The organism is Myxococcus sp. AS-1-15, from assembly GCF_020037055.1.
GTDB classification, from domain to species: domain Bacteria; phylum Myxococcota; class Myxococcia; order Myxococcales; family Myxococcaceae; genus Myxococcus; species Myxococcus fulvus.
Genome location: NZ_JAIQDF010000001.1, coordinates 1046258 through 1072233 on the forward strand (window position 1 = coordinate 1046258; position 25976 = coordinate 1072233).

Here is a 25976-nt window from a genome sequence, read left to right on the forward strand (position 1 = left end):
GCTTGGGATGCATGGGGCTGACTCCGAGCCGTTCGATGCGGTGCTGCGGTCCGCTGGCGAGCTGTCCGCCGCGCGGCTGCGCGAATCACCAGGAGCCCGGGAGGCCGTGGCGCGCGCTGTCTCCGAGGCCACGGCCCTCGGTGACGCCGCGCCCGAGTCACGCGCTTTCGCAAGCCATCTCGGTGCGCAGCTCGCGCGCGCCTCGGACCCGAGGCTCACGCTGGAGCGGCTGCACAGCCGGGACCTCGCGCTCGCGCTCGCGTGCGCGGAGGGCGTGCCCGCGGCCCGTGCGCTGCTGGAGCAGGAGGTCTTCCGCGAGCTGCACGTCCCCTTGTCGCGCATCCATCCCTCGCCCATGTTCGCGGATGAGGTGCTTCAGGTGCTGCGCGCCAACCTCCTGATGCCTCGCCCGGATGCGCCTTCGCGGCTGCTCGGCTACGCGGGCTCGGGACCGTTGCTGCACTGGGTGAGCATCTCCGCGGTGCGCCTCGCGCTGCGGATGCGCAAGGCGCTCGGAGACGAATCGCTGGTCGATGCCGAGGTGCTCGCCGCGCATCCCGCGCCTGGAGGCCTGGAGCTGGGCTTCGTCCGCGAGGAGGCCCGAGGGCACGTGCGCGCGGCCTTCGTCCGGGCGGTGGCGTCGCTGGATGACGAGGACCGCGAGCTGCTGCGCCTGCACTTCGTCGAACGGTTGTCCCTCGAGCGAATGGGCGCGTTGTTCGGCCTGCACAAGTCCACGCTCTCCCGCCGGCTCTCCGCGGTGCAGTCCCTGTTGGAGAAGCGCACGCGACGCGCGCTCACCGAGCGCCTGTCGCTGCCCGGGCCGGAGGTGGACAGCCTGATGCGCGCCATCCAAGGCCGGTTGGATTTGAGCCTCTCGGGCCTGCTGGAGGCGAAGCCGTGAGCTGTCCCGACGAGAACACGCTCTCCGATTACGCGAGGGGTGAGCTGGACCCCGAGCGCACGACGCGCGTCCGCGAGCATGTCGCGGGGTGCTCGGAGTGTCGGAGCGTGCTCGCCGCGCTGAGTGGCCTGCAGACGCCTGCCCCATGGGTCGGAACGGGCGCGCGCGTGGGGCGCTACGTGGTGCTGGGGCTCCTGGGGGAGGGCGGCATGGGCCGCGTCCATGCGGCCTACGACCCGGAGCTGGACCGCAAGGTCGCGCTCAAGCTGCTGAACCTCACGAGGCTCGGGGAGGGCTCTCTCGGGCAGGCACGTCAGCGACTGGAGCGCGAGGCCCGCACGATGGCCCGGCTGTCGCACCCCCACGTGGCCCACCTGCACGACGTCGGTGAGTTCCAGGGGCAGCTCTTCCTGGTGATGGAGCTGGTCGAGGGCGGCACGCTGCGCCAGTGGCTCGCGGGGAAGACGCGCACGCGCCGGGAGATTCTCGAGCGCTTCGTCCAGGCCGCCGATGGGCTCGCGGCCACGCATGCGCTGGGCATCACCCACCGCGACTTCAAGCCCGACAACGTCCTGCTCACGCGTGACGCGCAGGTGCGCATCACCGACTTCGGTCTGTCCAACGCGGCGGCGCAGGAGTCCTCTCGGGCGGAAGGCCCCGCCGTCACCGGCGGCGAGGCGCTCACCCTCACGGGCGTGTTCCTGGGGACCCCCGGGTATGCCTCGCCGGAGCAGCTCCGCGGCGAGCGCGGGGATGCGCGCTCGGACCAGTTCTCCTTCTGCGTCGCGCTCTATGAGGCGCTCAACGGACAGCGCCCCTTCGAGGGCAACACGCGCGACGAGCTGCTGGCGTCCATGCGGCGCATGGAGGTGCGTCCCGAGAAACGCGGGCTGCCCTCGTGGCTCGTGGCCGTGGTCCGACGAGGGCTCTCGGTGGACCCGGCGCGACGCTTCGAGTCCATGGAGGTCCTCCGCGCACACCTCTCGCGCGAGGTCGGCGCCTGGAAGCGCAGCGCCGCCGTGGCCGTGCTCGCGGGTGGAGTGGTGGGCCTGGGGTTCCTCGTGTTGGGGCCGTCCTCGAAGGACTCCAGCGAGGTCTGTCATGGCAGCGAGCGGCACCTCGTGGGCGTCTGGGACGTGCCCGTGCGCGAGTCGGTGCATCAGGCCTTCCTTCGGACGGGGGACGCCTCGGCGGAGGCCTCGTTCCAGGCCGTGGCCTCTTCGCTGGACCGGTGGACCCGCGACTGGACACACGCGCATCAATCCGCGTGCGAGGCGACGCGGGTCTTCGGCGAGCAGTCGGAGGCGGCGCTGGGATTGCGGATGACGTGTCTGGACCAGCGCCTGGACGAGCTGTCGCGCTTGACGGTGGCGCTCCAGGGCGCGGACGCGCGGACGGTGGAGCGAGGCTTCGGACTCGGGACGTCGCTTGGCGGCGTGGTCCACTGCGCGGACGTGCGCACGTTGCAGGAGGCGGTCTCCCTTCCGCAGGACCCGAAGGCTCGCGCGGAGGTGGACGCGGTACGTGTGGAGCTGGCGCGCGCGAACGCGGAGCTGCTCGCGGGCCACACGCCCGAGGCGCTCAAGATTGCACTGCCTGCGCGGGAGCGCGCGCTCGCGACGCGTCACCGGCCGCTCGAAGCGGAGGCACATCAACTCTGTGCGTTCCTGCAGGAGGACGCGGGGGCGTTCGACGAGGCCCGGAAGTCCCTGGCCCAGGGCTCGCTGGCGGCCGAGGCGGGGCGACACCTGGGCGTGCTCGGGCGGGTGCTCAAGTCCCAGGCGTGGTTGCACGGGTACAGCCTGGGGCGCACGCAAGAGGCCTGGCCCTACTTCCATCGCGCGAGGGCCGTGGCGGAGTCCCTGAGGGACGCCGAACTGGATGCGCTGCTGGACCACGTGCAGGCGGAGCTGCTGGAGCAGGAGGGGCGCTTCGCGGAGGCCGAGCCGCTGCTGCGCGCCTCGCTGGAGGCCGCCAGCGCGAAGGGGCGGACGCATGCGCACGCGGAGCTGAGCGGACGGCTGGGCATGCTCGCCCGGAAGCAGGGGCGCTTCATGGAGGCGAGGCACTGGCAACAGGAGTCGGTGCGGCTCCACGAGGCGTACTTCGGACCGACGCACCGGGACACCGGACGTGCCCTGGTGAACCTGGGCGGGACGCTGGCGATGCTGGGGGAGCTGTCCCAGGCGGAGGTCGTCCTCCACCGCGCGCTCGACATCCTCCGTCACACGTTGGGGGATGCGAACCTCTCGGTGGCCCGGGCCTGGTCGAACCTGGCGCTCGTCCATTTCGAATGGGGGCACGGCGCCCAGGCACGCGAGGCCGCGGAGGAGAGCTGGTCGGTGGCGCAGAAGAGCGTGGCCGCCGACAGCCCGGTGTTGATGGGCCTGGCGTCGAACCGGCTCGGGGTCCTGGGCGAGCAGGGCGAGCGCGCGCGGGAGCTCACCCACGCGCGAGGCGTCCTGGCGCACCGGGAGCGGGTCTACGGTGCCGCTCATCCGGAGGTGGCCCTGGACCTCCACGAGGTGGGCCGGCTGCTGCGGCTGTTGGGGTGCCAGGAGGAAGCGCGAGGTGTCCATGCGCGAGGTGTCGCGCTCCAGCAGCCGCTCGTCGCGAAGGGCGAGGTGGACGCAACGGGGCTGCGAGCCCTCGCGGACGCGCTCCTCTTCCTGGGGCAGGTGGACGAGGCGAAGCGTCACGTGGAGCAGGCACTCGTGGGCATGGAGAAGGACCTGGGGCCTTCGTCATCCGAGCGCATCGAGGCGCTGCTCCTCCTGGGAGACGTCCAGCTCGCGCGAGGCCAGCCCGCGGAGGCACTCCCTCCGCTGCGCACGGCGCTGGCCTCGCTCACGCAGCGCCAGGTGGTCTCCGCGCGAGTGCCCAGGGTGCGTCGTCGCCTGGCGCGGGCGCTGCGGCTGACGGGAGCGACTGAGGAGGGCTGCGAGCAGGCGAGGCGCGCGTGGGAGGAGCTGGGCGCCTGGAGCAAGGCCTACGCCCTGGAGACGCGCGAGGCGCGGGCCGAACTGGGACTCTGTCGAGAGTAGCGGTCGCGCTCCCAAGAACCGGTCGCACCGCCAGGTCGAGTCCCATGGTGCGGTCGACCGCCTTCGTGAGCGACGCGGCAGATTCTTCCGCGCCAGTGCGTCGCGAGCCTCGAACGAGCCGAGGCCCACCACCTCAGTCGAGCAGCTGCATCAGGTCCGCGCGGGTGATGGCGGCGCCGCCACCGGAGGCGCCTCCCAGCGCGGACTCGAAGAGCGCGCGCTTCTTGTCCTGGAGCGTGAGGATCTTCTCCTCCACCGTCCCCTGGGACACCAGCCGGTACACCATGACGGGTCGCTGCTGGCCGATGCGATGCGCGCGGTCCGCGGCCTGGTTCTCCACGGAGGGGTTCCACCACGGGTCCACCAGGAACACGTGGTCCGCCGCCGTGAGGTTCAAGCCCGTGGCGCCCGCCTTGAGGGAGATGAGCATCACCGGCGGGCCCTTCGGGTCCTGGAAGGCCTCCGCCACCGCGCCTCGGTTGGACGTGCCGCCGTCCAGGCGGATGAAGCCGATGTCCGCCTCCCGCAGCGCCGGCTCGATGAGGTCCAGCATCGACGTCCACTGCGAGAAGACGAGCGCCTTGTGCCCGTCCTCCACCGCCGTGGCGAGCGCCTCCACCAGCGCCTGGACCTTCGACGACGACTTCGCGTGCTGACCCGGGACGAGCGCCGGATGGCACGCGGCCTGCCGCAAGCGCAGCAGCGCCTCCAGCGCCTTGAGCACGCTGCCGCCGGCCTCCAGCTGCGACACCACCTCTTCCCGAGTGGCCGAGTACACCGCGTCATAGACGGCGCGCTCGTGCTCGCTCAGGGTGACGTGGCGGACGGACTCGGTGCGCGGCGGCAGCTCCGGCGCCACGTCCCGCTTGAGCCTGCGCAGCACGAAGGGCCGGATGCGCGCGCGAAGCCGCTCGGCCGCGCCCTTGAGGTTGTCCGAGACGGGCCGCGCCCAGCGCTCCTCGAAGTCCTTGCGCCCCCCGAGCAGGCCCCGGTTGGTGAAGTGCATCAGGCTCCACAGCTCCTCGAGCCGGTTCTCGATGGGCGTGCCGCTGAGCGCGAGCCGGAAGTTCGACTCCAGCTCGTACGCCGCGCGCGCCACCTGGCTGTCGGGGTTCTTGATGGCCTGCGCCTCGTCGAGCACCACCATGTCCCACGTCTTCGCGCCCAGCACCTCCGCGTCCAGCCGCAGCAGCGCATACGTGGTGAGCGTCACGTCGGCCGTCTCGTCCAGGGAGCGGCCGGGGCCGTGGTACACGGACACCTTCAGCGACGGCCGGAAGCGCCGCACCTCCGCGTGCCAGTTGGGCAGCACGCTGGTGGGCGCCACGACGAGCGTGCCCTTCCCAATCATGCAGAGGGTCTGCAGCGTCTTGCCCAGACCCATGTCGTCCGCGAGCACGCCGCCCAGTCCCGCCTGCCGCAGGAAGGTGAGCCAGCTCACGCCGTGCAATTGGTACGGGCGCAGCTTCGCGGTGAGGTCCTGGGGAAGGTGGGGCTCGGGCAGCTTCTCGAAGCCCTTCACCAGCGGCGCCAGCTTCTCCAGGCCGGGCGGGGGCGGGTGCTCCAGCGCCTCGCACAGGTCCGTGAGCTGGGGGATGGCGTGGTTGGCGATGCGGCCATTCGAGTCGCGCGCCGCCAGCAGGTCCGTCACGCGCTGCCCATGCGACTTCAGCCACTGGGTGGGCAGGGGCGCCCAGCCTCCGCCCTCCAGCGGCACCAGGCCCAGGCCCTCTTCGTAGGCCTTCATCACCGCGGCCGCGTCCACCATGCGCGGCGCGTCCGGGCCCGCGCCCTCCACCTCGAAGTTGAACGAGACGCCGACGCTCGGCGCGCCCACCTCCGTGGTGCCCGTCTGCACGCCGAGCACGGGCTTGAGCTTCACGTCCGGGCTGACGAAGCGCGCCGCGTCGCCGGTGAGCCCGCCGCGCCAGCGCCGCAGCTTGTCGGCGAGCTGCACGGCCTCCTTGCCCTGCACCGCCACGCGCCGGCCGGGGACCATGTTCAACTCGTCGCGCAGGCCGTGGATGAGCTTCTGCTCGGCGCCCTCGTCGCGCACGGGCACCGCGCCGCTCAGGTACACCATGCGCCCGTTGTCGATGCGCACCGTGGGCGGCGAGCCGTACACGAGCGTGGGCAACACGGAGAGCCCGCCCTCGAGCGGGTCCAGCTCCAGGGAGATGCGCGGCTTGAGCGTGCGGTCGATGGCCGGCAGCCGCTTGCTCTTCACGTCCACCGGCAGGCGCCTGGCCAGCTCCGGCAGCACCTTGCCGGTGAGCTCGCCCATCTGGTCCGGCGAGAAGGCGCGCTCCTGCGGCAGCTTCTCCAGCCGCGAACCGGAGAGGGACTGCTCGCCGAGCCGGAACAGCACGCCGCCGCCCACCGCGATGCCGGGGCTGATGACCTCGGTGACGCGCGGGTCCCTGTCCACCTTCATCACGGTCTGCTCGCCCCGGTCCTCCACGGTGACGCGGGGCAGGAGCAGCTCGCTGGAGACGGACATCAACATCCCGTCGAAGAGGATGGTGCGCGCGGGCTCCAGCGCTCGCAGCAGCGCATCCAGTCGCTCCGGCGGGAGCGCGCCGCGCGTGGGCCTGGCGAGCAGCGCGTCCACCACGCGGTCGCACGGCTCCACCTGGATGCGCGCGGCCTCCACGGGGTTCGTCAGCAGCGAGGACAGGCTGCGCGCCAGCAGCCGCGCGGTGTTGTCCGGACGGACCACCAGCCGCTCCAGCTGGAGGCCCCCGTCCACGCGCTTGAAGCGGTACACCAGCCGCTCCGGCTTGGCCGTCGCTCCAGGCCGCGCACCGGGCGCTGGGGCCGTCGTGGGACGAGCGGGCGCCGAGGGCCGCGCGGACGCCATGGGTCGCGCGGGCGCGGCGGGACGTGCGGGAGCCGCGGGACGGGGCGGAGCGCCCTTCTGCGCGGCGTGGTGGAGGAAGAGGGCGGCGGCGACCACGTGCTCGCACGGGTCATGCTTCCCCCGGCAGTCGCACTCCCAGATTTCGTCCTCGGGATAGAGGACCGTCGTCACGGGGGCGGGGCGGCCGGTGGCGCGCACGCGCAGCACCGTCTCCTCCTCGCCGACGGACTGCACCGAGACGGCGCCGGCGCGGGCCAGGCCCATGCCGGCGGACCAGGTCTCCGGGCGCGCTTCCTCCTGGATGGTTTCGAGCAGGTCGGCGGTCGCGGACATACGGGGACCGCCTCCCTAGCGCCGCGGCGGACCCGGCGCAATCCTCGCCTGCGCCGGGTCCGTGGGAGACGGGCCTACGGGTAGGTGTCCAGGTACGCGCGGTGGCTGTTGGAGAACTCGAAGTTCGTGAACTGGTCCCAGTTGATGGACCAGGTCATCAGGCCCTTGAAGCCGGGGTAGCCCGCGGGGTTTCGCAGCACGTAGGTGCCGCCGAAGGACTGGCCCTTGAGCAGGTAGTCGAGCGCCTTGTGCACGTTGGCCGGCGTGGTGTACCCGCCGCCCGCCGCCTGCGGTGACGACGGCAGGCCGATGAGCACCTGGTCCGCGCGCAGCCCCGGGAACATCGCGCTGGTGTTGCCGCCCACGGGGAAGCCCTGAATCATCATCTCCGCCATGGCCACGTGGAAGTCCGGCGTGCTCTGCGCGTAGGCCCGGCCGTCGAGCGCCATGACGGTGCCGGTGTTGTAGTGCTGCACGTGCAGGTACGTCAGCCTGTCCCTCAGCGCGTGGATGACGGGCAGGTACGCGCCCCAGGGGCCGCCGTACGCGGACATGCCGCCCTGCACGTAGGCCGTCTCGGGCGCCATGGTGAGGATGAAGCCCGTGCCGTTCTGGTTGAGCAACTGGCGCGTGGCCTGGATGATGTTGACGATGCGCGGCGTCGTCGGGTTGCGGAAGTCGGTGTCCCCGCCGTTGAGCGACAGCGAGCTGCCCTCCAGGTCCAGGTCCAACCCGTCGAAGCCGTACGTGGTGATGAGGTTCTGCATCGTGGTGACGAAGTTCTGCCGCGCGGTGGCGTCGTCCAGGTGCACCGTGCCGTTCGCCCCGCCGATGGAGATGAGCACCTTGCGGCCCTGGCTCTTGAGCAGCGCGATGTCCGCCTTGAAGTCCGCGACGCTCGAGTTGTACGGCGTGAAGGCCATGTTGCCGGAGCCCGCGCCGCCCACGGGCTCGGCGAAGGCGACCTGGATGACGTTGAACTTCGCGGAGATGTCGCGAAGGCGGATGTTCGTCGAGCCGTTGTCGAAGTTGTGCCAGTAGCCCACGATGAGCTTGTTGCCCGTGGGCTGCGTGCCCGTCGTCGTCGCGGACACGCTGTTGCTCGCCGCCGAGCGGTTGCCCGCCGCGTCGCGCGCCTTCGCGGTGAAGGTGTAGGTCGTGTTCGCGTTGAGGCCCGTCACCGTGACGCTGGTGGCGCCCGTGGTGGTGGCCGAGGCGCTGCCGCCGCCGTTGACGAAGACTTCGTAGCCGGTGACGGCCACGTTGTCCGTGGACGCGCTCCAGCTCAGCGACACGCTGCTGTTGCTCACGCCCGTGGAGCGCAGGCTGCCGGGCGTGGACGGCGGCACGGTGTCGACCGGGGGCCGCGGAGAGGTCGTCACGCTGTGCGCGCTGCTCGCGGCCGAGCGGTTGCCCGCGGCGTCCCGGGCCTTCACGGTGAAGGTGTACGTGGTGTTCTCCGAGAGGCCCGTCACCGTGACGCTGGTGGCGCCCGACGTGGTGGCCGACGCGGCCGTGCCTCCGTTGGTGAAGACCTCGTAGCCGGTGACGCCCACGTTGTCCGTGGACGTGCCCCAGGACAGCGACACGCTCTCATGGGTCTTCGCCGTGGACGTGAGCGAAGGTGGGGCCGAGGGCGCCTGGGTGTCCGGCGGTGGATTCCCCGTACGCTCCAGCCAGAGGGCGGGAACGTTCGGCGGCTCCCAGCCGACGAGCGACGTGTGGGACTGCCGGCAGTCATAGCCCTTGCCGGAATAGGAGACGATGTCGCCCACCGTGTACGGCGTGTTGGGCGCCCATGCGCCCCGGTCCGCCGCCAGCACGTGCGCGGGGAGCAGGAGGCACAGCAGGGTGGTGAGGGCCACGAAGGCGGTGAGGCCCGCCCGGTGGAGGAGTCCTGGAAGCTGCATGGCATCTGCCTTTCAGCTGGGGGAAGAGGCGCCCGGAGGCACCCCCCGCCAGAGAGAGGCGGAGCCCATTTTTCGGGTCAAACCTCGATTCCGGCTTCCGGCGCCCTCGCGCGGCCCCGCCCGCGCGGAGGCCCATTTCCGTCCCTATTTTCGGAAGAAGGTCCTAAGAGGCGAGTCATTCCAGGGGGTTGGCGGCGGTCCTCAAAATAAATCGAGGCCGTGTCGATCTCCCGTGCGCCGGTTCGACGAAGCAATGAAGCCGGAGCGCAACCGGCGCGGAACCTCGGAACGACAAGGAGCACGCAATGCGATTCATGGTGATTGTGAAGGCGGACAAGAACTCGGAAGCCGGAGTGATGCCGGACGAGAAGCTGATGACCGAGATGGGGAAGTACAACGAGGAGCTGGTGAAGGCCGGGGTGCTGCTCGCCGGCGAGGGGCTCCACCCCAGCTCGAAGGGCGTGCGCGTTCGCTTCAACGGCACCTCACGCACGGTGATTGACGGGCCCTTCGCGGAGACGAAGGAGCTGGTGGCCGGCTTCTGGCTCTTCCAGGTGAAGTCCAAGGAGGAGGCCATCGAGTGGGTGAAGCGCTGCCCGAACCCGATGCTGGGCGAGTCCGAGATCGAAATCCGCCAGGTCTTCGAGATGGAGGACTTCGGCGAGGCGATGACGCCGGAGCTGCGGGCCCAGGAAGAGCGGTTGCGTGAGGCGACCGCCAAGAATTGAGCGCCTCGCCCCACCACCACACCCCAAGGCACGGGGCCCCGGGAACCTCGCGGGCCCGTGCAAGTCTTTTTTTGTCGCCCGCACGGCCATTTGACGATGGCTGTGTTTCAGTGTGTCTGGATTGTCCATGAGGCCATGTATGGCCATGGACGAGCGAACGCTCGCTTGAGAGCGCATGCGTGGGTTCACCCGCATGCCCCTCGCGGGCGCGGCCCGCATTGCGGGAAGAAACCCGGGTAGCGTCAATTCATTCCCATGCACGGACACCACGAACGTCCGTTCATGGTTGTCATTGTTTCACGCTCCGTGGGTTCGGACACGCAATGTCAGACCCCTCATGCACAACGCACGTGTCTCATTCATCCATGCGTTGTCAGAATCGTGAGGGTTCAGCATGTCTCCGTCATCCCCGCAGGGCATTCCTTCTTCCGCTCAGGTCCTGGAGCGGATTCGTCAGTGCGCGGCGTCCGTCACGCGGTATCCGCTCGACATCCTCACGGCGGAGGCCTCGCTCGAGGACGAGCTGGGCATCGACTCGGTGAAGCTCGCGGAGATCGCCGCCGTCGTGGCGCGCGAGTTCAACCTCTCCGCGGACCGGCTGCCCAGGGGCGCGAAGGCGCGCACGCTCGGGGCCATCGCGGAGGGCGTCGCCTCGTTGCTCGCGGAGTCCGCGCCCGTCGTGGCGCCTCCCGTCGCAGCGGAGGCGACGCCCAGGGCGTCGGTCGCGGCTCGCGTCCAGGCGGCCGCCACGCCGCGGCCCGTGGGGGGCGCGTCGGTGGACCTGGAGTCGAAGGTCCGCGCCGTGTTCGCGCGGGTGACGCGCTATCCGGAGGAGCTGCTGACGCTCGACGCCGACCTGGAGGACGAGCTGGGCATCGACTCCGTCAAGCAGGCGGAGGTGGTGGCCGTGCTCATCAAGGAGCTCGGCTGGGAGGTGGCGCCCAAGCCGTCCCAGCGCCTGCGCACCCTCTCCGCCATCTGCGAGGCCATCCGCTCCCAGCAGGGCGCGGCGACGGTGACGAGCCCTCCCGTGGAGCAGGCGCCCGTGCGGGTCGCACCGCCGTCCAGGCGCCAGCCGCCGCTGCCGTTCGAGGGCAAGGTCGCGCTCGTCACGGGCTCGGGGAAGGGCATCGGCAAGGTCATCGCCATGCGCCTGGCCAGCGCGGGGGCCACGGTGGTGGTCAACTCGTTCCACTCGCGTGACGATGGGGAGCGGACCGCGCAGGAGATCCTCGCGGCGGGCGGCAAGGCGCTGCACCTGTGGGGCTCCGTCGCGCACGAGGAGCACCTGGAGCGGCTGTTCTCCGCCATCGGCGAGCGGCTCGGCGGGCTGGACTTCCTGGTGTGCAACGCGTCCAACGGGCTCATCGGTCCGTTCGACCGGATTGCGCCCCGGGACTGGGACAAGGCGTTCCGCACCTGCGTCACCGGGACGTACGAGTGCGCCATGCGGGCCCGCCCGCTGATGGCGCGGCGCGGGGGCGGGGCCATCGTCACGATGTCGACGTCCATGTCCCAGCGGTACATGCACGACCTGGGGTGCCAGGGCGTGGTGAAGGCCGCGGTCGAGTCGCTCACCCGGTATCTGGCGGCGGAGCTGGCCCCCGAGGGCATCCGCACCAACTGCGTGTCCGCGGGCCCGGTGCACGGCGAGCTGCTGGGGATGTTCCCGGATGCGCCCGGGCGGGTGGCGCGCTGGGAGGCCGCGACGCCGGGAGGACAGCTCTGCACCGCGGACGACGTGGCGGACGTGACGGAGCTCTTGCTGGGCTCCAGGACGCAGCGGGTGAACGGCGCGGTCTGGGTCGTGGACGGTGGGCTCTCCGGAACGGTGGATGGCCTGCTGCCCTCGAGGCCCGCGCGAACCCACGGACACGATGACCGGGCACAGCTCGCCCTGGACGCCTGAACCCTTTCGCTCGGGAGACCTGCCATGGGTTACTTCGCCGTCCCGTACGTCATCCACTTCGATGACACGATGGCCTACGGGAGCCATCACTTCCTCACCAACTTCAAGTTCCAGTGCGCGGGCCGTGAGCACCTGCTCTTCAGCCCGCACTTCTTCGAGGTGCCGGAGTTCCGGCGCGACTTCGACCGGGTGCTCCTGCTCACCTACGAGGGGTACTCGCGCAACCTCTCGCCCGCGAACCTGGGGGACAGCCTCGTGGTGCTGACCACGTTCGAGGAGCGGGGCGAGGTCGGCGTGCGCTTCTGCTTCCGGACGCTGAAGCGGGACGGGACGCCCGTGGCGTGCGGCTACCAGACGGTCCTCTGCGCGGACAGGGCCACCGGCGCCCTGTGCGCCTTCCCGGATTCGTTCCGCCCCTGCTTCGAGTCGCTGTCGAACATGTTCGAGCCCGCGTCCGCGCAGAGCTTCCGCGAGCGCGTGCTCAAGGGCGGCTCCGCCATCCAGGAGCTGTTCTCCGAGCCGGTGCGTGCGCTGGCCCGGCGTCTGCTGGAGGACCCGGCCTCGCTGGGGACCTCCAGGCTGGTCGACGTCGATGCCCTGGTGGCGAGCGCTCCGGTCGCGGTGGAGCCGGCGCGGAGCCCCACGCTCCAGTTGCCGACGGGGGCCACCGCGTTCCTCTTCGCGGGGCAGGGGTCCTTCGAGCCGGAGTTGTTCGCGCGGCTCAAGTCCCTGCAGCCCGAGCTCCGCGACGAGCTCATGTCCGTCGTGGACGTGGCCCGAGGACACGGGTTCGACGTGCGCCCGTTGGTGGAGGCGCGGGACGCGGCCGAGGTGCGTCACGCACTGGAGCAGGAGCCGCGGCTCGACCAGCTCGGCATCTTCCTGTCCGGTGTGCTCGGCGCGCGGTGGTTGATGCGCGAGGGCACGGCGCCGGACGTCTTCGTCGGGCACAGCTTCGGGGAGATTGCCGCGATGACGGCGGCGGGGGCGATGGACCTGCGCTCCGGCGCGGAGGTCGTGTGCCTGCGGGTCCTCGCGCTCGAGACGGTGCCGGAGGACCTGGGGACACTCGCCGCCGTAGCACTGGGCGAGGCGGACACGGCGCGTGCGCTGGTCGAGAGTGGCGTCACGGGGGTGACGGTGGCGGGGCGCAACCACGCCAAGCAGACGGTGGTGGCGGGGGCCCGTTGGGAGCTGGAGCGACTGCGAGCCCACCTGGAGCAGCGAGGGCAGGGCTTCACCTTCGTGTCGAGCCGGTACCCCTTCCACCATCCAGGCCTCCGGCCCGCGGCGGAGGCGTTTCGGGTCGCGCTGTCGCGGGTCGAGATGAAGACGCCGCGGGGGCTCATCTACTCGCCCATCGAGCGGCGCGTGTACGCGGGAGCTCCGGGCGAGCTGGCGGAGGCGCTGGCGGCGCACCTGCTCAAGCCGTTCGACTTCCTCGGCGCGGTGGAGCGGCTGTCGAGCGCGGGGTGCACGCGCTTCCTGGACTGCGGCACGGACGGACGGCTGGCGCGCATCGTCCAGCGCATCCCGGTTCCGACGGGGCCGCTCGACGTGCGCGCCATCTCCGCGCTGCTGCCGCCTCGCTCCGAGCCGGTGGCGTCGGCTCCCGTGAAGAGCGAGCCGCCGAAGGCGGATGCGACCATTGCCATCGTGTCGCTCGGCTGCATGTTGCCGGGAGGCGCGAAGGACCCCGAATCCTTCTGGCGCAACATCCGGCAGGGCATCAGTGGAATCGTGGACCCTGGGGCCCGCGAGCCGTCGCTGGTGACGGACTTCATCGGGCCGGTGGGCACGCCGGACCGGGCCTACACGTTGCTCACGGGAGCCGTGCGTGACGAGGACCTGGTGGCGCCGGAGGGGGCGGACCCGGAGCGCTTCCGGCGTTATGTCCGCGAGCAGAAGCTGCTGGCCATCGCGCTGGCCCAGTCGATGGAGGGCCTCGGGGCGCATGCTCCGGAGCGCATCCAGTGTCTGCTCGGCTCCACGGCGGAGGGCTCCTCCGAGTACGACGCCGCGCTGAGTCTGGAGGCGGGCGAGGCGCTGCTGCGCGCGAAGGGGATGCATGGCGCGGACGTGGCCCTGCTGTCCCGGGCCGCGCGCGAGGTGATGGGCGTCGAGGCCCGCTCGTCGGAGCTGGCACCGCATCCCACGCTCCAGGCGGTGGTGACGGACGTGGTGGGGCGCGGTGTCTCCACGGTGCTTCTGGATGCGGCCTGTGCGTCCTCGCTCTACGCCATCGCGTTGGGGATGAAGACGCTCCAGCGAGGGGAGGCGGACCTGGTGCTGGCGGGAGGAGTCTTCTCTCCGGGGCCTGGCAACAACTGCCTCTTCTCGCAGTTCAACGGGCTGTCGGCGACGGGGAGCAGGCCGTTCGACGCGAGCGCGGATGGCGTCATCTTCGGTGAGGGCGCGGGGGTGGTGGGGCTGATGCGCCTGTCGGATGCGCTCGCGCGGGGCCTGCCTGTTCGCGCTGTCATCCGAGGCACGGGGTTGTCGAGCGATGGCCGCAGCAGCTCCGCGAATGTCCCTCGCGTGGAGGGACAGGTGGCGGCGATGACCGCCTGTTATGCGGCGGCGGAGGTGGACCCGGCTTCCATCCAGTACCTGGAGGCGCACGGCACCGCGACGCCCGCGGGAGACGCCACCGAGCTGAAGTCGATCGGCCGGGTCTTCGCGGGCAAGCGCGCGGGCATCCAACTGGCGAGCGTGAAGGCGCTCATCGGACACGTGGGCTGGGCGGCCGGCGCCGCGTCGGTCATCAAGCTGTGCAAGGCGCTGGAGCACCGGTTGTTCCCGAGGCAGGCGAACTTCGAGCGGCCTGGCGACGCGCTGCGCGCGCTCGGCGCGGACTTCGAGGTGAGTCAGCGTGAGCAGCCCTGGCCGGAGAACGGGGCGAATCCCCGGCGGGCCGCGACGAACGGCTTCGGCTTCGGGGGGACGAACGCGCACCTGGTGCTCGAGGAGTACCGAGGCGATGCGTCGCCCGTGTCGACGCGGTCCGGGTCGATGAGCGAGCTGGTGGTCGTCGCCGCGGAGGGCGTGTACCCGGATGCGCGAGGGACGCCGCGAGTGGGCGTGCCGTCGGAGGTGGGGACGCGCTTCGAGGTCGGAGCGTTCCGTCTGCCCTCCTCGTTGAGGTTGTTGCCGGACATCGCCGAGGACATGGACCTGACGCAGGGGCTCGCGCTCACGGCGGCGAGCGCGCTCGTGGAGAAGCTGGGTGGCTTCGACGGGCTGCGCTCGGGAACGGCCATCGTGCTGGGGCTCGAGGGAAAGACGCGCAGGGGCGTGGAGGCCATCCAGCGGGTGCTGGCCGCGTCGACGCGGCGTGGGCTTCGCGAGCTCGTCCTGGGCACTCCGGAGCGCGCGGCGCTGCTTCCGTTGGCGGAGGCGCTGCACGACACGGTGCTGGGGAGTGTGCGGCCGTCGGGGCCCTACACGCTCCAGGGGATGATGGCGAACGTCACGCCGGGGCGGGTGGCGGGGGCGCTGGATACGAAGGGGCCCAACTTCGTCATCGACGCGGGAGCGGCCTCGTTGGCCGAGGCGCTGAAGGCCGCGAGGGACGTGTTGGAGACGGGCTTCGAGCTGGTCCTCGTCGGGAGCGCGAACGTGCTCCGGCCGGGCGCGGTGGATGCGGCGAGCGCGTCGGAGGGGGTGATGTTGCTGGCGGTCACCACCGCCGAGAAGGCCGCACAGCGAGGGCTGAAGGTGATGTGCGGCTTGCGCCTGTCCTCTTCGGAGCCTGTACGAGAGGACGCCGTGACGCGACTGTCAGCGCATTCGGCGAGCGAGGGGCTCGCGGTGCTGCGCGCGGTGCAGGCGGCGAGTGAGGGACGCGCGGGGACGCTGTGCTTCCACCCGGACGCGGCGAAGGGCACGCGTCTGTCGGTGGAGCTCATCCCTCCGCAGGCACGTGTCACCGGAGCGCGAACTCATGTCATGGAGAACCCGCGCATCGAGGGGGCTCGGCATGAGGCGGCGGCCTCGACAGCGAGGACCTCGCACCCAGCCGCCGCGATGTCGACCTCCAAGGTGGGTGAGACGGTAGCGAGGGCTCAAGCCGTGAGCGCGAGAGTGGATGCGTCCGCGCCCCAGGCAGAGGCGAGTGGCTTCGACCTCAGTGCGTCCATCGGCTACCACGCCCCTGTGCTCGTCGAGCATCCAGCGCGAGTGACGCGGACCTCGGTGCTCACGGGGCGACGGGTCCTGTTCATCGCGGGAGACGAAACCCTGGCACATGAGCTGGAGGAGCAGGCGCGCCGGCTCGGTGTGTCGGACCACCTCATCCTCTTCGCGGGCCCCGCGACGAGCACGAAGGGCAGGGTGCGCGGAATCGACCTGTCGAGCGAGGAGATCGCCGAGGCGGGACTGGAGGCCCTCGGCTTCGAGCCCCAGCTCATCCTCGCCGTCACGCGTGTCCACGGTGGCGACGAGCCCCAGGTCGTCGAGCAGACCGCCCTGCGCCACGAGGCACTCGAGCTGCTGTTCCTCGCGGCCCGTCGCTCCTACGAGAAGCTCGTCGCCGGAGAAGTCGAGCTGGCGAGTCTCTGCATGGGCGGGCTGGGACCTCGGCGTGTCCTGCATCCCGTGACGGGGCTGTTCGCGGGGCTGCTCAAGTCCATCGCGAGGGAAGTCCCGGCCAGGAACGTCCGGGCCATCTCGACCACGAGCACCCTGCTGCCCGAGTCCCTGGACCAGGCGCTCCTCGAGCTGGGCTCGGAGGAGGACGAGGAAGGCCCGTCGGTCGAGGTCTGCTTCGACGGCGAGACGCGCTGCGTGCGCAGGCTGCGCCCCACCTCGTCACCGTCCTCGGGACCGGCCCTGCTCGACTCGAGTTCCGTGGTCCTGCTGACAGGCGGCGGCCGTGGCGTCACGGCGGTGCTTGCGGGCGCGCTGTTGAAGCGCTACGGCTGCACGGTGGTCCTCCTGGGCCGGAGCGACCCGGAGGCGGCGCCCGAGAGAATCCTCGTCGCGACGGACGAGCAACTCCCCGCGCTGGAGCGGGAGTTCTACACCCACGAGCTGGCCACGACGTGGGGCGTCCGGATGCCGGAGCTGCGCGCGCGCTTCGAGCGTCACCTGGCCGCCCGCGAGCTTCGCTCCACGCTCATGGGGCTCGCCCGGCTGCCAGGGCGGACCGTCTACCGCGTCGCGGATGTCACCCGTCCCCAGGACGTGGCGAAGGTCATGGACGAGCTCGTCCGCGAGTTCGGCCGACTGGACCTCGTGGTCCACGGCGCGGGCACGCAGACCTCCAAGAAGCTCAACCGCCGCCGGCTCGCGGAGCTGCGAACGAACCTGGACACCAAGCTGCTCGGGCTGCACCACCTGCACGCGGCCTGCGCCAGTCGCTTCGGACGCACGGTGCCCTTCCACGTGCTCACGTCCGCCTTCAGCTTCATCGGCAATGACGGACAGGCGGACTACGGCGCGGCGAACGAGGCGCTGGACCGGCTCTGCGCCTGGGTGGACGACGTCAACCCCCGCGCACACTGGTGCAGCGTGGGGTGGCTCGCCTGGGATGGCATCGGGATGACCCGGGGCTCCGAGTACCGGGTGCTCGGCGCCAGCCGCAAGCTCCGAGGCATCCGTGCCGAGGAGGGCGAGGCCCTGTTCCTCCAGCTCGTGGACGGCCAGCCGCGCGAGGCCATCAACGTGCAGCTCACCCAGAACGAGCGCGAGTTCTACGGCCTGCGACTCCTCCCCGAAGGCTCCGCGGGGGCCACCGCGCCGCGCCCCGTCGTCCGCGAGGTGCGGGTCGACGCCGCGAGCGTGCCGTGCCTGGAGGACCACCTGGTGCGCGGCACGCCCACGCTCCCGGGGGCCTGGGCGTTGGACCTGATGCTCCGGGCCGCGGTGGGAGACCGGCTGCCGGAGCTGAACACCGTCACCATCGAGGACGTCCGCTTCTCACGCTTCATCCGCGTGCGGCCCGGCGGCCACCAGGCCCTGCGCGCCGAGTGCACGCCGTGGGTCGATGAACCCGGGGTGCATGGTGTGCGGGTGCGGCTGTTGGGGGACATCGTCCACGCCTCCGGCGTGGTGCTCGAGCGTGACCTCGTCTACGCGGAGGCGCGCTTCACGCTGACCCGGCAGCCACCCCAGGGCGTGCCGGGACTCGACGCGGCGGCGCCTTCGGGGCGAGGCATCCTGGTCGAGGACCCTCATTGCGCCCCGGGCGGTCCCATCGAGCTGCGCAAGATGTTCGACTGCCTGGAGGACATCCGCCTGGAGCCCGCGGCGCGCTTCGCGAAGCTCGGCCTGCCGACGCGGCGGGAGGAGGCGGGGGCCACCGTGCCCGCGCTCGTCCTGGACGCGGCGCTGCGCTTGAGCGCGATGCACGTGCACGGTGTGTCGAACGACGTCTTCGCGCCCATCCAGTTCCAGCGCGCGACGTTCGACCGGGAGCTGGTGGACGGGCGGAGCCGCGCGCCGCTCCAGCTCTCCCTCAAGGCCCTGCGCCCGCGACTGGAAGGTGACGTCCTCCAGTGCGGCACCGTCGCGGCGGTCGATGAAGCGGGGCGCCTGCGGATGCTGCTCGAGGGCGGCCTCGCGCGCCCCATGGCCTGAAACCCTTTCCACGGAATGGACCCCATGAGCTCCTCCACACCGTCGCCGGTTGCCCTGCCGTTCGATGACCCCAAGCCGCTCCGCGCGGAGCTGCGCCGGGTGATGCCCGCCGAATCCTTCGAACCTCAACCCCACCGGGGTGTCATCGCGCTGGCCCTGGTGCCGGTGATGCTGGCCTCCATGTGGCTGCTCGCCTGGGGCGGGCTGCCCTGGTGGGCCTGCCTCCCGCTCTCCTTCGTGTTGGGACAGATGGTCACCACCGTGGGGCTCGCGGCCCACGAGGCGCTGCACCACGCCGTCTTCAGGAGCCGGCGCTGGGAGGACGTCATCGGCTGGGTCGGCTTCGGCCCGTTCCTCGTCACGCCGGGCAACTGGCGCGCGTGGCATGTTCAGGCACATCACAGCGCCGCGAACATCCACCAGCGAGACCCGGACATCCTCCCGCGACAGCCGGACCTCGGCACCCAGCGCTTCGCGCGGATGTTCCACGCGATTTCACCGGGCTCCGGCACCTGGCTGAGCTACGTCAGCTTCAGCCTGTTCTTCACCGCGCAGGGGCAGGCCTTCCTGTGGCACCACATCGACCAGCCCCACCTGCGCCACGTGCGCATGAACCGCGCGAAGGAGCGCATCCTCACGGTGCTCCTGGTGCTCGGCTGGGGGGCGCTGGGCTGGGCCATGGGGCCGCGCGGAGCCTTCTTCGCGCTCGTGTTCCCCCTCGTCGTCGCCAACATCACGTTGATGGTCTACATCGCCACCAACCACTGGCTGCAGCCGGCGTCCGAGGAGCACGACAACCCCTTCGTGAACACCGCGAGCGTCAAGACGCACCCGGTGATGGACTGGGCCCACCTCAACTTCAGCTATCACCAGGAGCACCACATCTTCCCGGCGATGAGCCCCCGCTTCGCGCCGCTGTTGCGCAAGCGACTGCGGGAGCTGAGCCCGGAGGCCTCCACCGTCTATCCCCACGTCCAGGCGCTGCGCACGCTGTACTCGCGGCCCGCGTTGTACTCGCCCACCGAGGCGGGGACGTGGGTGGGGCCCCATGGGACCCCCACGGTGACGAGCGGCGAGCTGCGAAGCCGCCTCGAGTCCCCCGCCTGACGAAAGGCGCTACTTCCCGGTCCGGGCGTGGGGCGCGTTGACGGGCTTGGACTCGGGGCTGCCCTTCTCGCGCAGCCAGATGGACAGCAGGACGAGGGCCGCGACGGAGAGGAACTCGCTCTGCCAGTTCTGGAAGGACTCGAACCAGAACCGGGAGGACACCAGGTACTGGAGCACGGTGACTGCCGCCTCACCGTGCGCCAGGGCCTCTTCGTTGCGGGCCGCGGCGCCGGTGACGGCATGCAGGCCGAAGCACACGATGAACAGCGAGAAGAGGGCGATGGACAGCGAGTGGCTGTAGAGCTTGAGCACCAGCCCTCCGCGATGGAGCGGCGCCGGGGAGCCCTCCTGGGGCTCCAAATCCTTGTCCTCCTCCTTCTTGCCGCCGTTCAGGTCCTTCGACTCACCAGAGCCCTGCTGCTTGAGGAAGGCCGCCAGGATGACGAAGGCGCCCATCTGGAAGAACTCGCTCTCCCGGTTCTCGAACGTGGCCTCCAGGAAGTCGCCCGAGCGCAGGTGCTCGCCGAACCGCGCCTCGGGTTGCCCATGCTGGCGCTGCTCCTCGTTGTGATGGAGGAAGCCGGAGACGGCCTGCCCCACCCAGCACAGGAGGAACGCGGCGAGCAGGACGAGCGACAGCCCATTGTTGGACAGGAATGTGCGCGGGCCTCTCTTCGGAGACCCCGATTGAGTGGTATCCGCCATCTCCCGAAGTCTGGACACGAAATGTCGGAGCGTAGCCGCCTCGGGAGGGCGACTGTCCGCCCGCCCGGTCCCCCGCCGGCTTGGAACCCCCGGAGACACGAGACATGGCAGGACTGTTCGACCCCCTGGTGCTGCGAGAAGGCGTCGTCGCGCGCAACCGCGTCTGGCTGGCGCCGCTCACCAACAAGCAGAGCCATGCCGACGGAACCCTCTCCGACGCGGAGCTCCACTTCCTGGAGCGTCGTGCGCAAGGTGGCTTCGGACTGGTGGAGACCTGCGCGGCGCACGTCCAGCAGGACGGGAAGGCCTGGGCCGGCGAGCTGGGCGTGCACGACGACGCGATGTTGCCGGGCCTGCGCCGGCTCGCCGAGAAGGTCCACCAGGGCGGCGCGCTGTTGTCCGCGCAGCTCTTCCACGGAGGTCTGCGCGCGGACCCCACCGTGAGCGGGATGCCGCGCTGGAGCGCGAGCGCGCACGGCGGCGCGGACGAGTGCCGTGAGGGCACGGAAGGTGAGATTGAAGCCGTCATCGCCTCCTTCGCGAATGCGGCCCGGCGCTGCGCCCAGGCGGGCTTCGACGCGGTGGAGTTGCACGGCGCGCATGGCTATCTGCTGTCGCAATTCCTGAGCACCACCTACAACCGCCGCGCGGACCGCTGGGGTGGCTCGCTGGAGAACCGCTCGCGCCTCATCCGTCAGACCTTGGCCGCGGTGCGAAAGGCGGCCCCCTCGCTGGTGCTCGCGGTGCGCCTGTCACCCGAGGACTTCGGTCAGGCGCGTGGGTTGGACCTGGATGAGAGCCTGGAGGTCGCGCGGATGCTCACGGACGAGGGCATGGACATCCTCCACCTGTCGCTCTGGCGCGCGGGGCTCAACACGACCAAGCGCCCCCAGGAGCACGCGACGGACTTGTTCCGCCGGGCCGTGCCCGCGCGCGTGAAGATGGTCGTCGCCGGCGCCATCTGGACGAAGGAGGACGCGGAGGCGCAGCTGTCGCGCGGCGCGGACGCGGTGGTCCTGGGCCGCTCCGCCATCGCCAACCACGATTGGCCCGAGCGCATCCATCGCGGTGCGCCCATCCACCAGCCGCCTCTCTCCGTCGACCTGCTGCGGGCCGAGGGCGTCTCCCCGGGCTTCATCGACTATCTGCGGGGCTGGAAGAACTTCGTCGCGACCTGATGCGTTGAAGCTGCATGGGTCGCGACGCGGAAAAAGGGCGTTTCACTCCGGGAGTGTGCCCGCCGCGTCAAGATTCTTGGCCGTGAAACGAAGTCTCGCGATGTGAGGCGTGTGGACTGGAAAAATGCCTGGGTCTCCTGAAACCCGGCCTTTTATGTCCCGTCCGTTTTAAATAAGTGACGCCTCCGGGCGTCTCTACACGCGTCCGACACCTCGACGGTGTGGGGCAACTCACATCACTTTTCGCGGGACCACCTTCATGACCAGCCGCACCCAGATGATGCTGTGCTCGATGTCCTTCGCTCTCATCGCCGCCCCCGCGTTCGCGCAGGATGACGCTGCGGAGGGCTACTCCGAAGAGGGTTATGTCCGCGAGGACTCGTCCGCGGGTGAGGGCAAGGGCTTCGCGCTCGGCCTGCGCGCGGGCTTCGCCGTTCCGTACGGCGACCTGGCGGGGAACCCGAACGGCGAGGGTGATGGCGCTCCGGTGGGTGACCTGGTCTCGAGCGTGATTCCGCTGGAGCTCAACGCGGGCTACTTCTTCAACAAGAACTTCTACCTGGGCGCCTTCTTCCAGTACGGCCTGGGCTCGCTCAACACGGACACCGAGGATGGCGAGGAGGATCCCTGCAGCGTCGACGGCGTGAGCTGCAGCGCCACCCAGCTGCGCTTCGGTGTCAACGCGGCCTATCACTTCGACGCGACGCCGATGGTCGACCCCTGGGTGGGCGTGGGCATCGGCTACGAAATCCTGAACTCCAAGGTCTCGGCCGAGGCCCTGGGCCAGGAGATCTCCGCGAAGACGTCCGTGAAGGGCTTCGAGTTCATCTCCGCGCAGGGCGGCGTCGACTTCCGCATCTCGCCGAAGTTCTCGGTGGGCCCCTACATCACCGCGACGGTGGGCCAGTACTCGTCGGCGTCCATCTCCCTGTCTGGCGACGGCGAGGAGGAGGAGCAGTCGCAGGACATCGAGGAGAAGGCCATCCACGGGTGGATCAACGGCGGCGTGCGCGCGCAGTTCCGGTTCTAATCACCGCTTCGCGCCTTGGCTGTCCATGACGTCGGGCCAGGTTCGCTCCTGGCCCGACGTCGTCGTTTCAGGGCTCAGATGTATTCGTCGAACCAGTCGAACATGCGGTGATTGGCGACGGCCTGCGCGGCCTCCTGGCAGTGCAACAGGCCGGTGTCCTCCTCGGTGAAGAGCAGGTAGTCCTTGGGGCAGGTCAGCGCGTCGAAGAGCAGCTTCCCCTGGCCGCCGGAGTACGCCTCCGCGGTGCCGTCCATGACGAGCGTGCGGCAGCGGATGCGCTCGACGACGGGCCGGTTGGTGAAGCTCCTCAGCTTGAACATCAGGTCCGAGGGGGAGCTGGCGCCGTGCTTGTGCATGGCGTCGCGCATGTACCAGCGGTACAGGAACACCTGGGTCATGAGCTGGTACATGGCCGCGTCGAAGGCGGCCGGGTCCGTGTCGAGCAGCGCCATCAGCTCCGGGAAGTAGCCGTTGAAGTTGTCGAACTGCGACTGGCCCCAGTCGAGCACGCCCGGGTTGGGGATGAGCAGCTTGATGCGCCGCTCGAAGGCGGCCGCGCGCGGCACCAGGGCGCCGCCCATGCTCCAGCCGAGCAGGGCAATCCTGCGGGAGTCCACCCCGGAGATTCGCACCGCGAAGTCCACCACGGGCGTGATGACCTTCTCCCAGTCCGGGCGGAACGGCAGGTTCTGCTCGCGGATGGCCATGCCCTGGCCGGGGGCGTGGACGAGCAGGCAGTGGTAGCCCCGCTCCAGCGCGGCGTCCACCACGTACTTGGACTCCTCCGGCCAGGCGTCGCGGCCCTGCTGGAAGATGAGGAGCGGCGCGGGTCCCCGCGTGCCCCGCGCCCGGAAGAGGTAGCCGGGCAGGGTGGTGTTCTCGTAGGGGATGCGCACGGGGGTGCCCGGCATCTTCAGCAGGACGAGCGCCTTGTTGTACGCGTCCACCGCGCGGCGCCCCGTCTGCAGCACGCTCGGGTGGCTGGGCTCGGGGTGGTGGATGAGCGCGGCGCGGTAGTAGTTGGCCGCGCGCAGGTAGGCGTGGCCGGCGCTCGTCTTGTGGTGACGGGCAAGGCTCGCCTCGGCCATGCCGCGCAGGCGGTCCGCGGTGCTCACCCACTCGGTGGGCCAGCTCCAGTCATCGCTCACGTCGATGCGCGTCGCGGTGTCCAGCACCTCGCCGATGTCCGCCTGGGCGCTGTAGGTCGCGGCCAGGAAGTGCAGCAGCTGGTTCTGCATGACGGGGTCGTCTTCCAGCAACCCCAGCTCGTACCAGGGCCGCTGGGGCTCCTCGGCCGGGGGCGTCGTGCCCGGCGTGGAGGCCGGCGCCGCCAGGGCGGAAGGCGCGCGCAGCAGCGCGAGCCCGCCGGTGAGCCCCAGGCCCACGTGCAGCAGGGAACGTCGATTCAGGGTGAAACCCATGGTGTGCAATCTCCTGTGAGGGATTGCAGGCTCGAACACCGTGGCCCTTTATTTCTGTCATCGCCCGGTGGAAATCACAGACATGATTCCCGCGCGGAGAGGTGAAGACAGACGGAGGGCGGGGCGCGGGCGGCGCGAGGTGACACGTCGGCGTCGACAGGGCCCGGGCGCGCGGCTCTCGAGCACGGGAGGCCAGGGCATGGCTCGCCCGTGCCTCCCGGAGGGGATTCAATCAGTTGATTGAATCGTGCGATTGGAGGTGTCGGTTGTCAAGGGGCCCAGGCGCCGGAGGCCGCGGCCTCGGCGGCGTAGGTCTCGAACGGCTTGGGGGCCCGTCCGGTGACGGCGCGCACCGTGTCGGTGGGGGCGGCGTCCCCGCGCTCCTTCAGGGCGGAGAAGGCCTGGATGGCGCCCTGGATGGTCTCGTCGGGGAGCCCCAGCGTCTTCTGCTCGGCGCGGTAGGTGTCCGGGTCGCCGGCGAAGTGGACCGCGCGTCCGGCGGCGCGGCCGATGATGGCGGCGGCCTCGGCGAAGCCCAGGGCCCGGGGGCCGCTGAGCTTGTAGCTCCGGCCCGCGTGGCCGTCCTCCGTCAGGGCGGTGGCCACGACGGCGGCGATATCGTCGGCGTCGACGAAGGCCTGCTTCGTGTCCCCGACGGGCAGGGCGATGCGTCCGGCGAGGATGGACGGGCGGAAGAAGCCCTCGTCGAAGTTCTGGTTGAACCAGTCGGGGCGCACCAGGGTCCACTCCACGCCCGCGCCGCGCACCAGCCGCTCGGCGGCCATCAGGCGCTCGTCCCCCATGACTTCGATGGCCTGGCTCGACAGGAGCACGATGCGGCGCACGCTCCGGGACACGGCGAGCGACACGAACTCCGCGGGGATGGGCTGCTCATGGGGCGCCATGAGGTACAGGCGCGAGGACGCGCCGAGCGCGGCCTCCCAGGTGCTCGAATCCGTCCAATCGAAGCGGATGTCGGAGTGCCGGGAGGCGGCCCTCACGGTGTGGCCCTGGCCGCGCAGCAGCCGGGTGACTCGTCGTCCGGTGGTGCCGCTCGCGCCCAGGATGAGGATGCTCGGGGAGGAGGTCATGGCGTGAGGCATACACAGCCGCGCCTCGCCTCGGGACGCGCGAGGCGGGCGCGGATGGATTACTCAACAGAGCGCACGCTCAGGGCGTGGTGAACTGGGTCAACCAGTTCAGGTTGGGACGCAGGGACCAGGGCTGGCTGCCCGAGCGCCAGGTGGAGTCGAGCAGGAGCCCCACGCAGCTGCCCGTGCGCATGTAGCAGTGGTCGGCGTTGAGGTCGCCCACCTGGCTGTCCTTGATGATGTACCAGCCGCTGCCGTTGCTCTGCAGGCAGGACGTGGCCAGCGGGCAGGAGTAGCCCGTCGTGTCCGTGTTCTGCGCGCGCACCTGGGCCTCCGTCGGGCCGACGAAGACGTCCTGCTCGCCGTTGATGATGCGCAGGCGGCTGCTGGGCAGTGCGCGGTTGCCATTGGCGACGCAGGAGGACAGGTTGTAGATGGAGTACTGGACGCCGGCGCCCAGGCCATACGCGGCCTGCACGCGCGAGTCGTGGTTCTTGGCGAGGATGGCCATGACGGAGCCCTGGCTGAAGCCCGCCACCACGATTCCCTTCGAGCAGTCCGCCTTGGCGCGCGAGCACAGCGTGCCCACCGCGCTGGTGGACCGGCTGCCGTCGAAGATGCAGCGCGAGCGGGCCGTCAGCGTGGAGCACGAGCCGAACGTGGCGTTGTCGTACTCGACGGTGGCCGCGACATAGCCGCGCTGCGCCATCTCCTCCACCGCCGCCAGCGCCGAGGAGTGGTCATAGTTCTCCGTGGTGCCCACCGTGTAGATGAACACAGGGTACTTGCCCGAGGCCGCGGGCTCCTGGCCGCGCAGGTTGTACGTGGAGCCACACAGCGACGTGCCACCACCCCGGTACGTCGCCGAGAAACTGCTCAACGTCTGTGCCCCCGCGGCGGAGGACCAGGCCAGGGCCAGCAGCAATCCAAGACGGAAGCTCAGCTCGCTCTTCTTCATGACTTCTCCTCGTGGTTGTCGACAGTCATGGGAGCGCCGCGCAAGCCAGGCGCGGGCGTCCCATCCGGAATCAAAGCGGCGCATCCGGAGTCGTGTCTATCTTATTTTTCTATCTGTTCAGTTATTTCATGATTTGTTCCGCTTCGCGAAACATGGCTGGGATTGTTTCGCGAAGCGAAAGCGCGCGAGCGCGGTGGATTCCGCACCGCGAAAGGACAA

The 25976-nt window shown here is 70.5% G+C and carries 14 protein-coding genes; 8 read left to right on the top strand and 6 right to left on the bottom strand.

Features of this window, described 5'->3' with window-relative positions; all coding sequences use genetic code 11:
* Window positions 1-7: 7 nt before the first annotated feature.
* Together K8625_RS04365 and K8625_RS04370 are read left to right on the top strand one after the other, a co-directional pair.
* Complete coding sequence (locus K8625_RS04365; RefSeq protein WP_223781918.1) at window positions 8-904, top strand: transcriptional regulator; 897 nt, start codon at window positions 8-10, stop codon at window positions 902-904.
* Window positions 901-3948: a tetratricopeptide repeat protein gene (locus K8625_RS04370; RefSeq protein ID WP_223781919.1), complete on the top strand. Its 3048-nt coding sequence runs from the start codon at window positions 901-903 to the stop codon at window positions 3946-3948. The genes K8625_RS04365 and K8625_RS04370 overlap by 4 nt, the downstream gene beginning before the upstream one ends.
* 133 nt (window positions 3949-4081) lie before the next feature.
* Here the strand turns inward: K8625_RS04370 and K8625_RS04375 are convergent, their stop codons facing one another.
* Complete coding sequence (locus K8625_RS04375) at window positions 4082-7141, bottom strand: DEAD/DEAH box helicase (RefSeq protein ID WP_223781920.1); 3060 nt, start codon at window positions 7139-7141, stop codon at window positions 4082-4084.
* Between the two features lie 74 nt (window positions 7142-7215).
* Window positions 7216-9051: a glycosyl hydrolase family 18 protein gene (locus K8625_RS04380; RefSeq protein WP_223781921.1), complete on the bottom strand. Its 1836-nt coding sequence runs from the start codon at window positions 9049-9051 to the stop codon at window positions 7216-7218.
* Window positions 9052-9356: 305 nt separating this feature from the next.
* On the opposite strand from K8625_RS04380, the gene K8625_RS04385 reads away from it, so the two are divergent.
* The 4 genes from K8625_RS04385 to K8625_RS04400 all read left to right on the top strand — a co-directional run bounded on the left by K8625_RS04385 (window position 9357) and on the right by K8625_RS04400 (window position 19374).
* Complete coding sequence (locus tag K8625_RS04385; RefSeq protein WP_141322932.1) at window positions 9357-9779, top strand: YciI family protein; 423 nt, start codon at window positions 9357-9359, stop codon at window positions 9777-9779.
* Window positions 9780-10173: 394 nt separating this feature from the next.
* Complete coding sequence (locus K8625_RS04390) at window positions 10174-11688, top strand: SDR family oxidoreductase (RefSeq protein WP_223781922.1); 1515 nt, start codon at window positions 10174-10176, stop codon at window positions 11686-11688.
* Window positions 11689-11712: 24 nt separating this feature from the next.
* Entirely contained in the window at window positions 11713-18267 is a 6555-nt protein-coding gene (locus K8625_RS04395) for a type I polyketide synthase (RefSeq protein WP_223781923.1), read from the top strand.
* A gap of 24 nt (window positions 18268-18291) precedes the next feature.
* Complete coding sequence (locus K8625_RS04400; protein WP_223745318.1) at window positions 18292-19374, top strand: fatty acid desaturase; 1083 nt, start codon at window positions 18292-18294, stop codon at window positions 19372-19374.
* A 9-nt stretch (window positions 19375-19383) separates the two neighbouring features.
* Here the strand turns inward: K8625_RS04400 and K8625_RS04405 are convergent, their stop codons facing one another.
* Window positions 19384-20079 carry a DUF6766 family protein gene (locus tag K8625_RS04405; RefSeq protein WP_223745319.1) on the bottom strand — a complete coding sequence of 232 codons (696 nt, stop codon included), beginning with the start codon at window positions 20077-20079 and terminating at the stop codon, window positions 19384-19386.
* Between the two features lie 104 nt (window positions 20080-20183).
* Between K8625_RS04405 and K8625_RS04410 the strand changes: the two genes are divergently transcribed.
* Together K8625_RS04410 and K8625_RS04415 are read left to right on the top strand one after the other, a co-directional pair.
* Window positions 20184-21257 carry an NADH:flavin oxidoreductase gene (locus tag K8625_RS04410; RefSeq protein ID WP_223781924.1) on the top strand — a complete coding sequence of 358 codons (1074 nt, stop codon included), beginning with the start codon at window positions 20184-20186 and terminating at the stop codon, window positions 21255-21257.
* 259 nt (window positions 21258-21516) lie between these two features.
* On the top strand, window positions 21517-22287 hold the full coding sequence (locus K8625_RS04415) for an autotransporter domain-containing protein (RefSeq protein WP_223745321.1): 771 nt from the start codon (window positions 21517-21519) through the stop codon (window positions 22285-22287).
* Between the two features lie 74 nt (window positions 22288-22361).
* On the opposite strand, the gene K8625_RS04420 is transcribed toward K8625_RS04415, so the two are convergent.
* From K8625_RS04420 to K8625_RS04430, 3 genes are all read right to left on the bottom strand, one after another.
* Window positions 22362-23708: a S9 family peptidase gene (locus K8625_RS04420; RefSeq protein ID WP_223745322.1), complete on the bottom strand. Its 1347-nt coding sequence runs from the start codon at window positions 23706-23708 to the stop codon at window positions 22362-22364.
* A gap of 269 nt (window positions 23709-23977) precedes the next feature.
* The gene (locus K8625_RS04425) at window positions 23978-24799 is read right to left on the bottom strand and encodes an NAD(P)H-binding protein (protein ID WP_223745323.1); all 822 of its coding nucleotides are present in this window, start codon (window positions 24797-24799) and stop codon (window positions 23978-23980) included.
* 79 nt (window positions 24800-24878) lie between these two features.
* Window positions 24879-25757, bottom strand: coding sequence for a S9 family peptidase (locus K8625_RS04430; protein ID WP_223745324.1), 879 nt, complete (start codon window positions 25755-25757; stop codon window positions 24879-24881).
* Window positions 25758-25976 lie beyond the last annotated feature (219 nt).

Coding starts and splice junctions, on each gene's coding strand:
- K8625_RS04430 (WP_223745324.1), bottom strand. CDS start 25,757: ATGAAGAAGAGCGAGCTGAGCTTCCGTCTTGGATTGCTGCTGGCCCTG.
- K8625_RS04400 (WP_223745318.1), top strand. CDS start 18,292: ATGAGCTCCTCCACACCGTCGCCGGTTGCCCTGCCGTTCGATGACCCC.
- K8625_RS04405 (WP_223745319.1), bottom strand. CDS start 20,079: ATGGCGGATACCACTCAATCGGGGTCTCCGAAGAGAGGCCCGCGCACA.
- K8625_RS04425 (WP_223745323.1), bottom strand. CDS start 24,799: ATGACCTCCTCCCCGAGCATCCTCATCCTGGGCGCGAGCGGCACCACC.
- K8625_RS04375 (WP_223781920.1), bottom strand. CDS start 7,141: ATGTCCGCGACCGCCGACCTGCTCGAAACCATCCAGGAGGAAGCGCGC.
- K8625_RS04365 (WP_223781918.1), top strand. CDS start 8: ATGCATGGGGCTGACTCCGAGCCGTTCGATGCGGTGCTGCGGTCCGCT.
- K8625_RS04385 (WP_141322932.1), top strand. CDS start 9,357: ATGCGATTCATGGTGATTGTGAAGGCGGACAAGAACTCGGAAGCCGGA.
- K8625_RS04420 (WP_223745322.1), bottom strand. CDS start 23,708: ATGGGTTTCACCCTGAATCGACGTTCCCTGCTGCACGTGGGCCTGGGG.
- K8625_RS04380 (WP_223781921.1), bottom strand. CDS start 9,051: ATGCAGCTTCCAGGACTCCTCCACCGGGCGGGCCTCACCGCCTTCGTG.
- K8625_RS04395 (WP_223781923.1), top strand. CDS start 11,713: ATGGGTTACTTCGCCGTCCCGTACGTCATCCACTTCGATGACACGATG.
- K8625_RS04415 (WP_223745321.1), top strand. CDS start 21,517: ATGACCAGCCGCACCCAGATGATGCTGTGCTCGATGTCCTTCGCTCTC.
- K8625_RS04410 (WP_223781924.1), top strand. CDS start 20,184: ATGGCAGGACTGTTCGACCCCCTGGTGCTGCGAGAAGGCGTCGTCGCG.
- K8625_RS04390 (WP_223781922.1), top strand. CDS start 10,174: ATGTCTCCGTCATCCCCGCAGGGCATTCCTTCTTCCGCTCAGGTCCTG.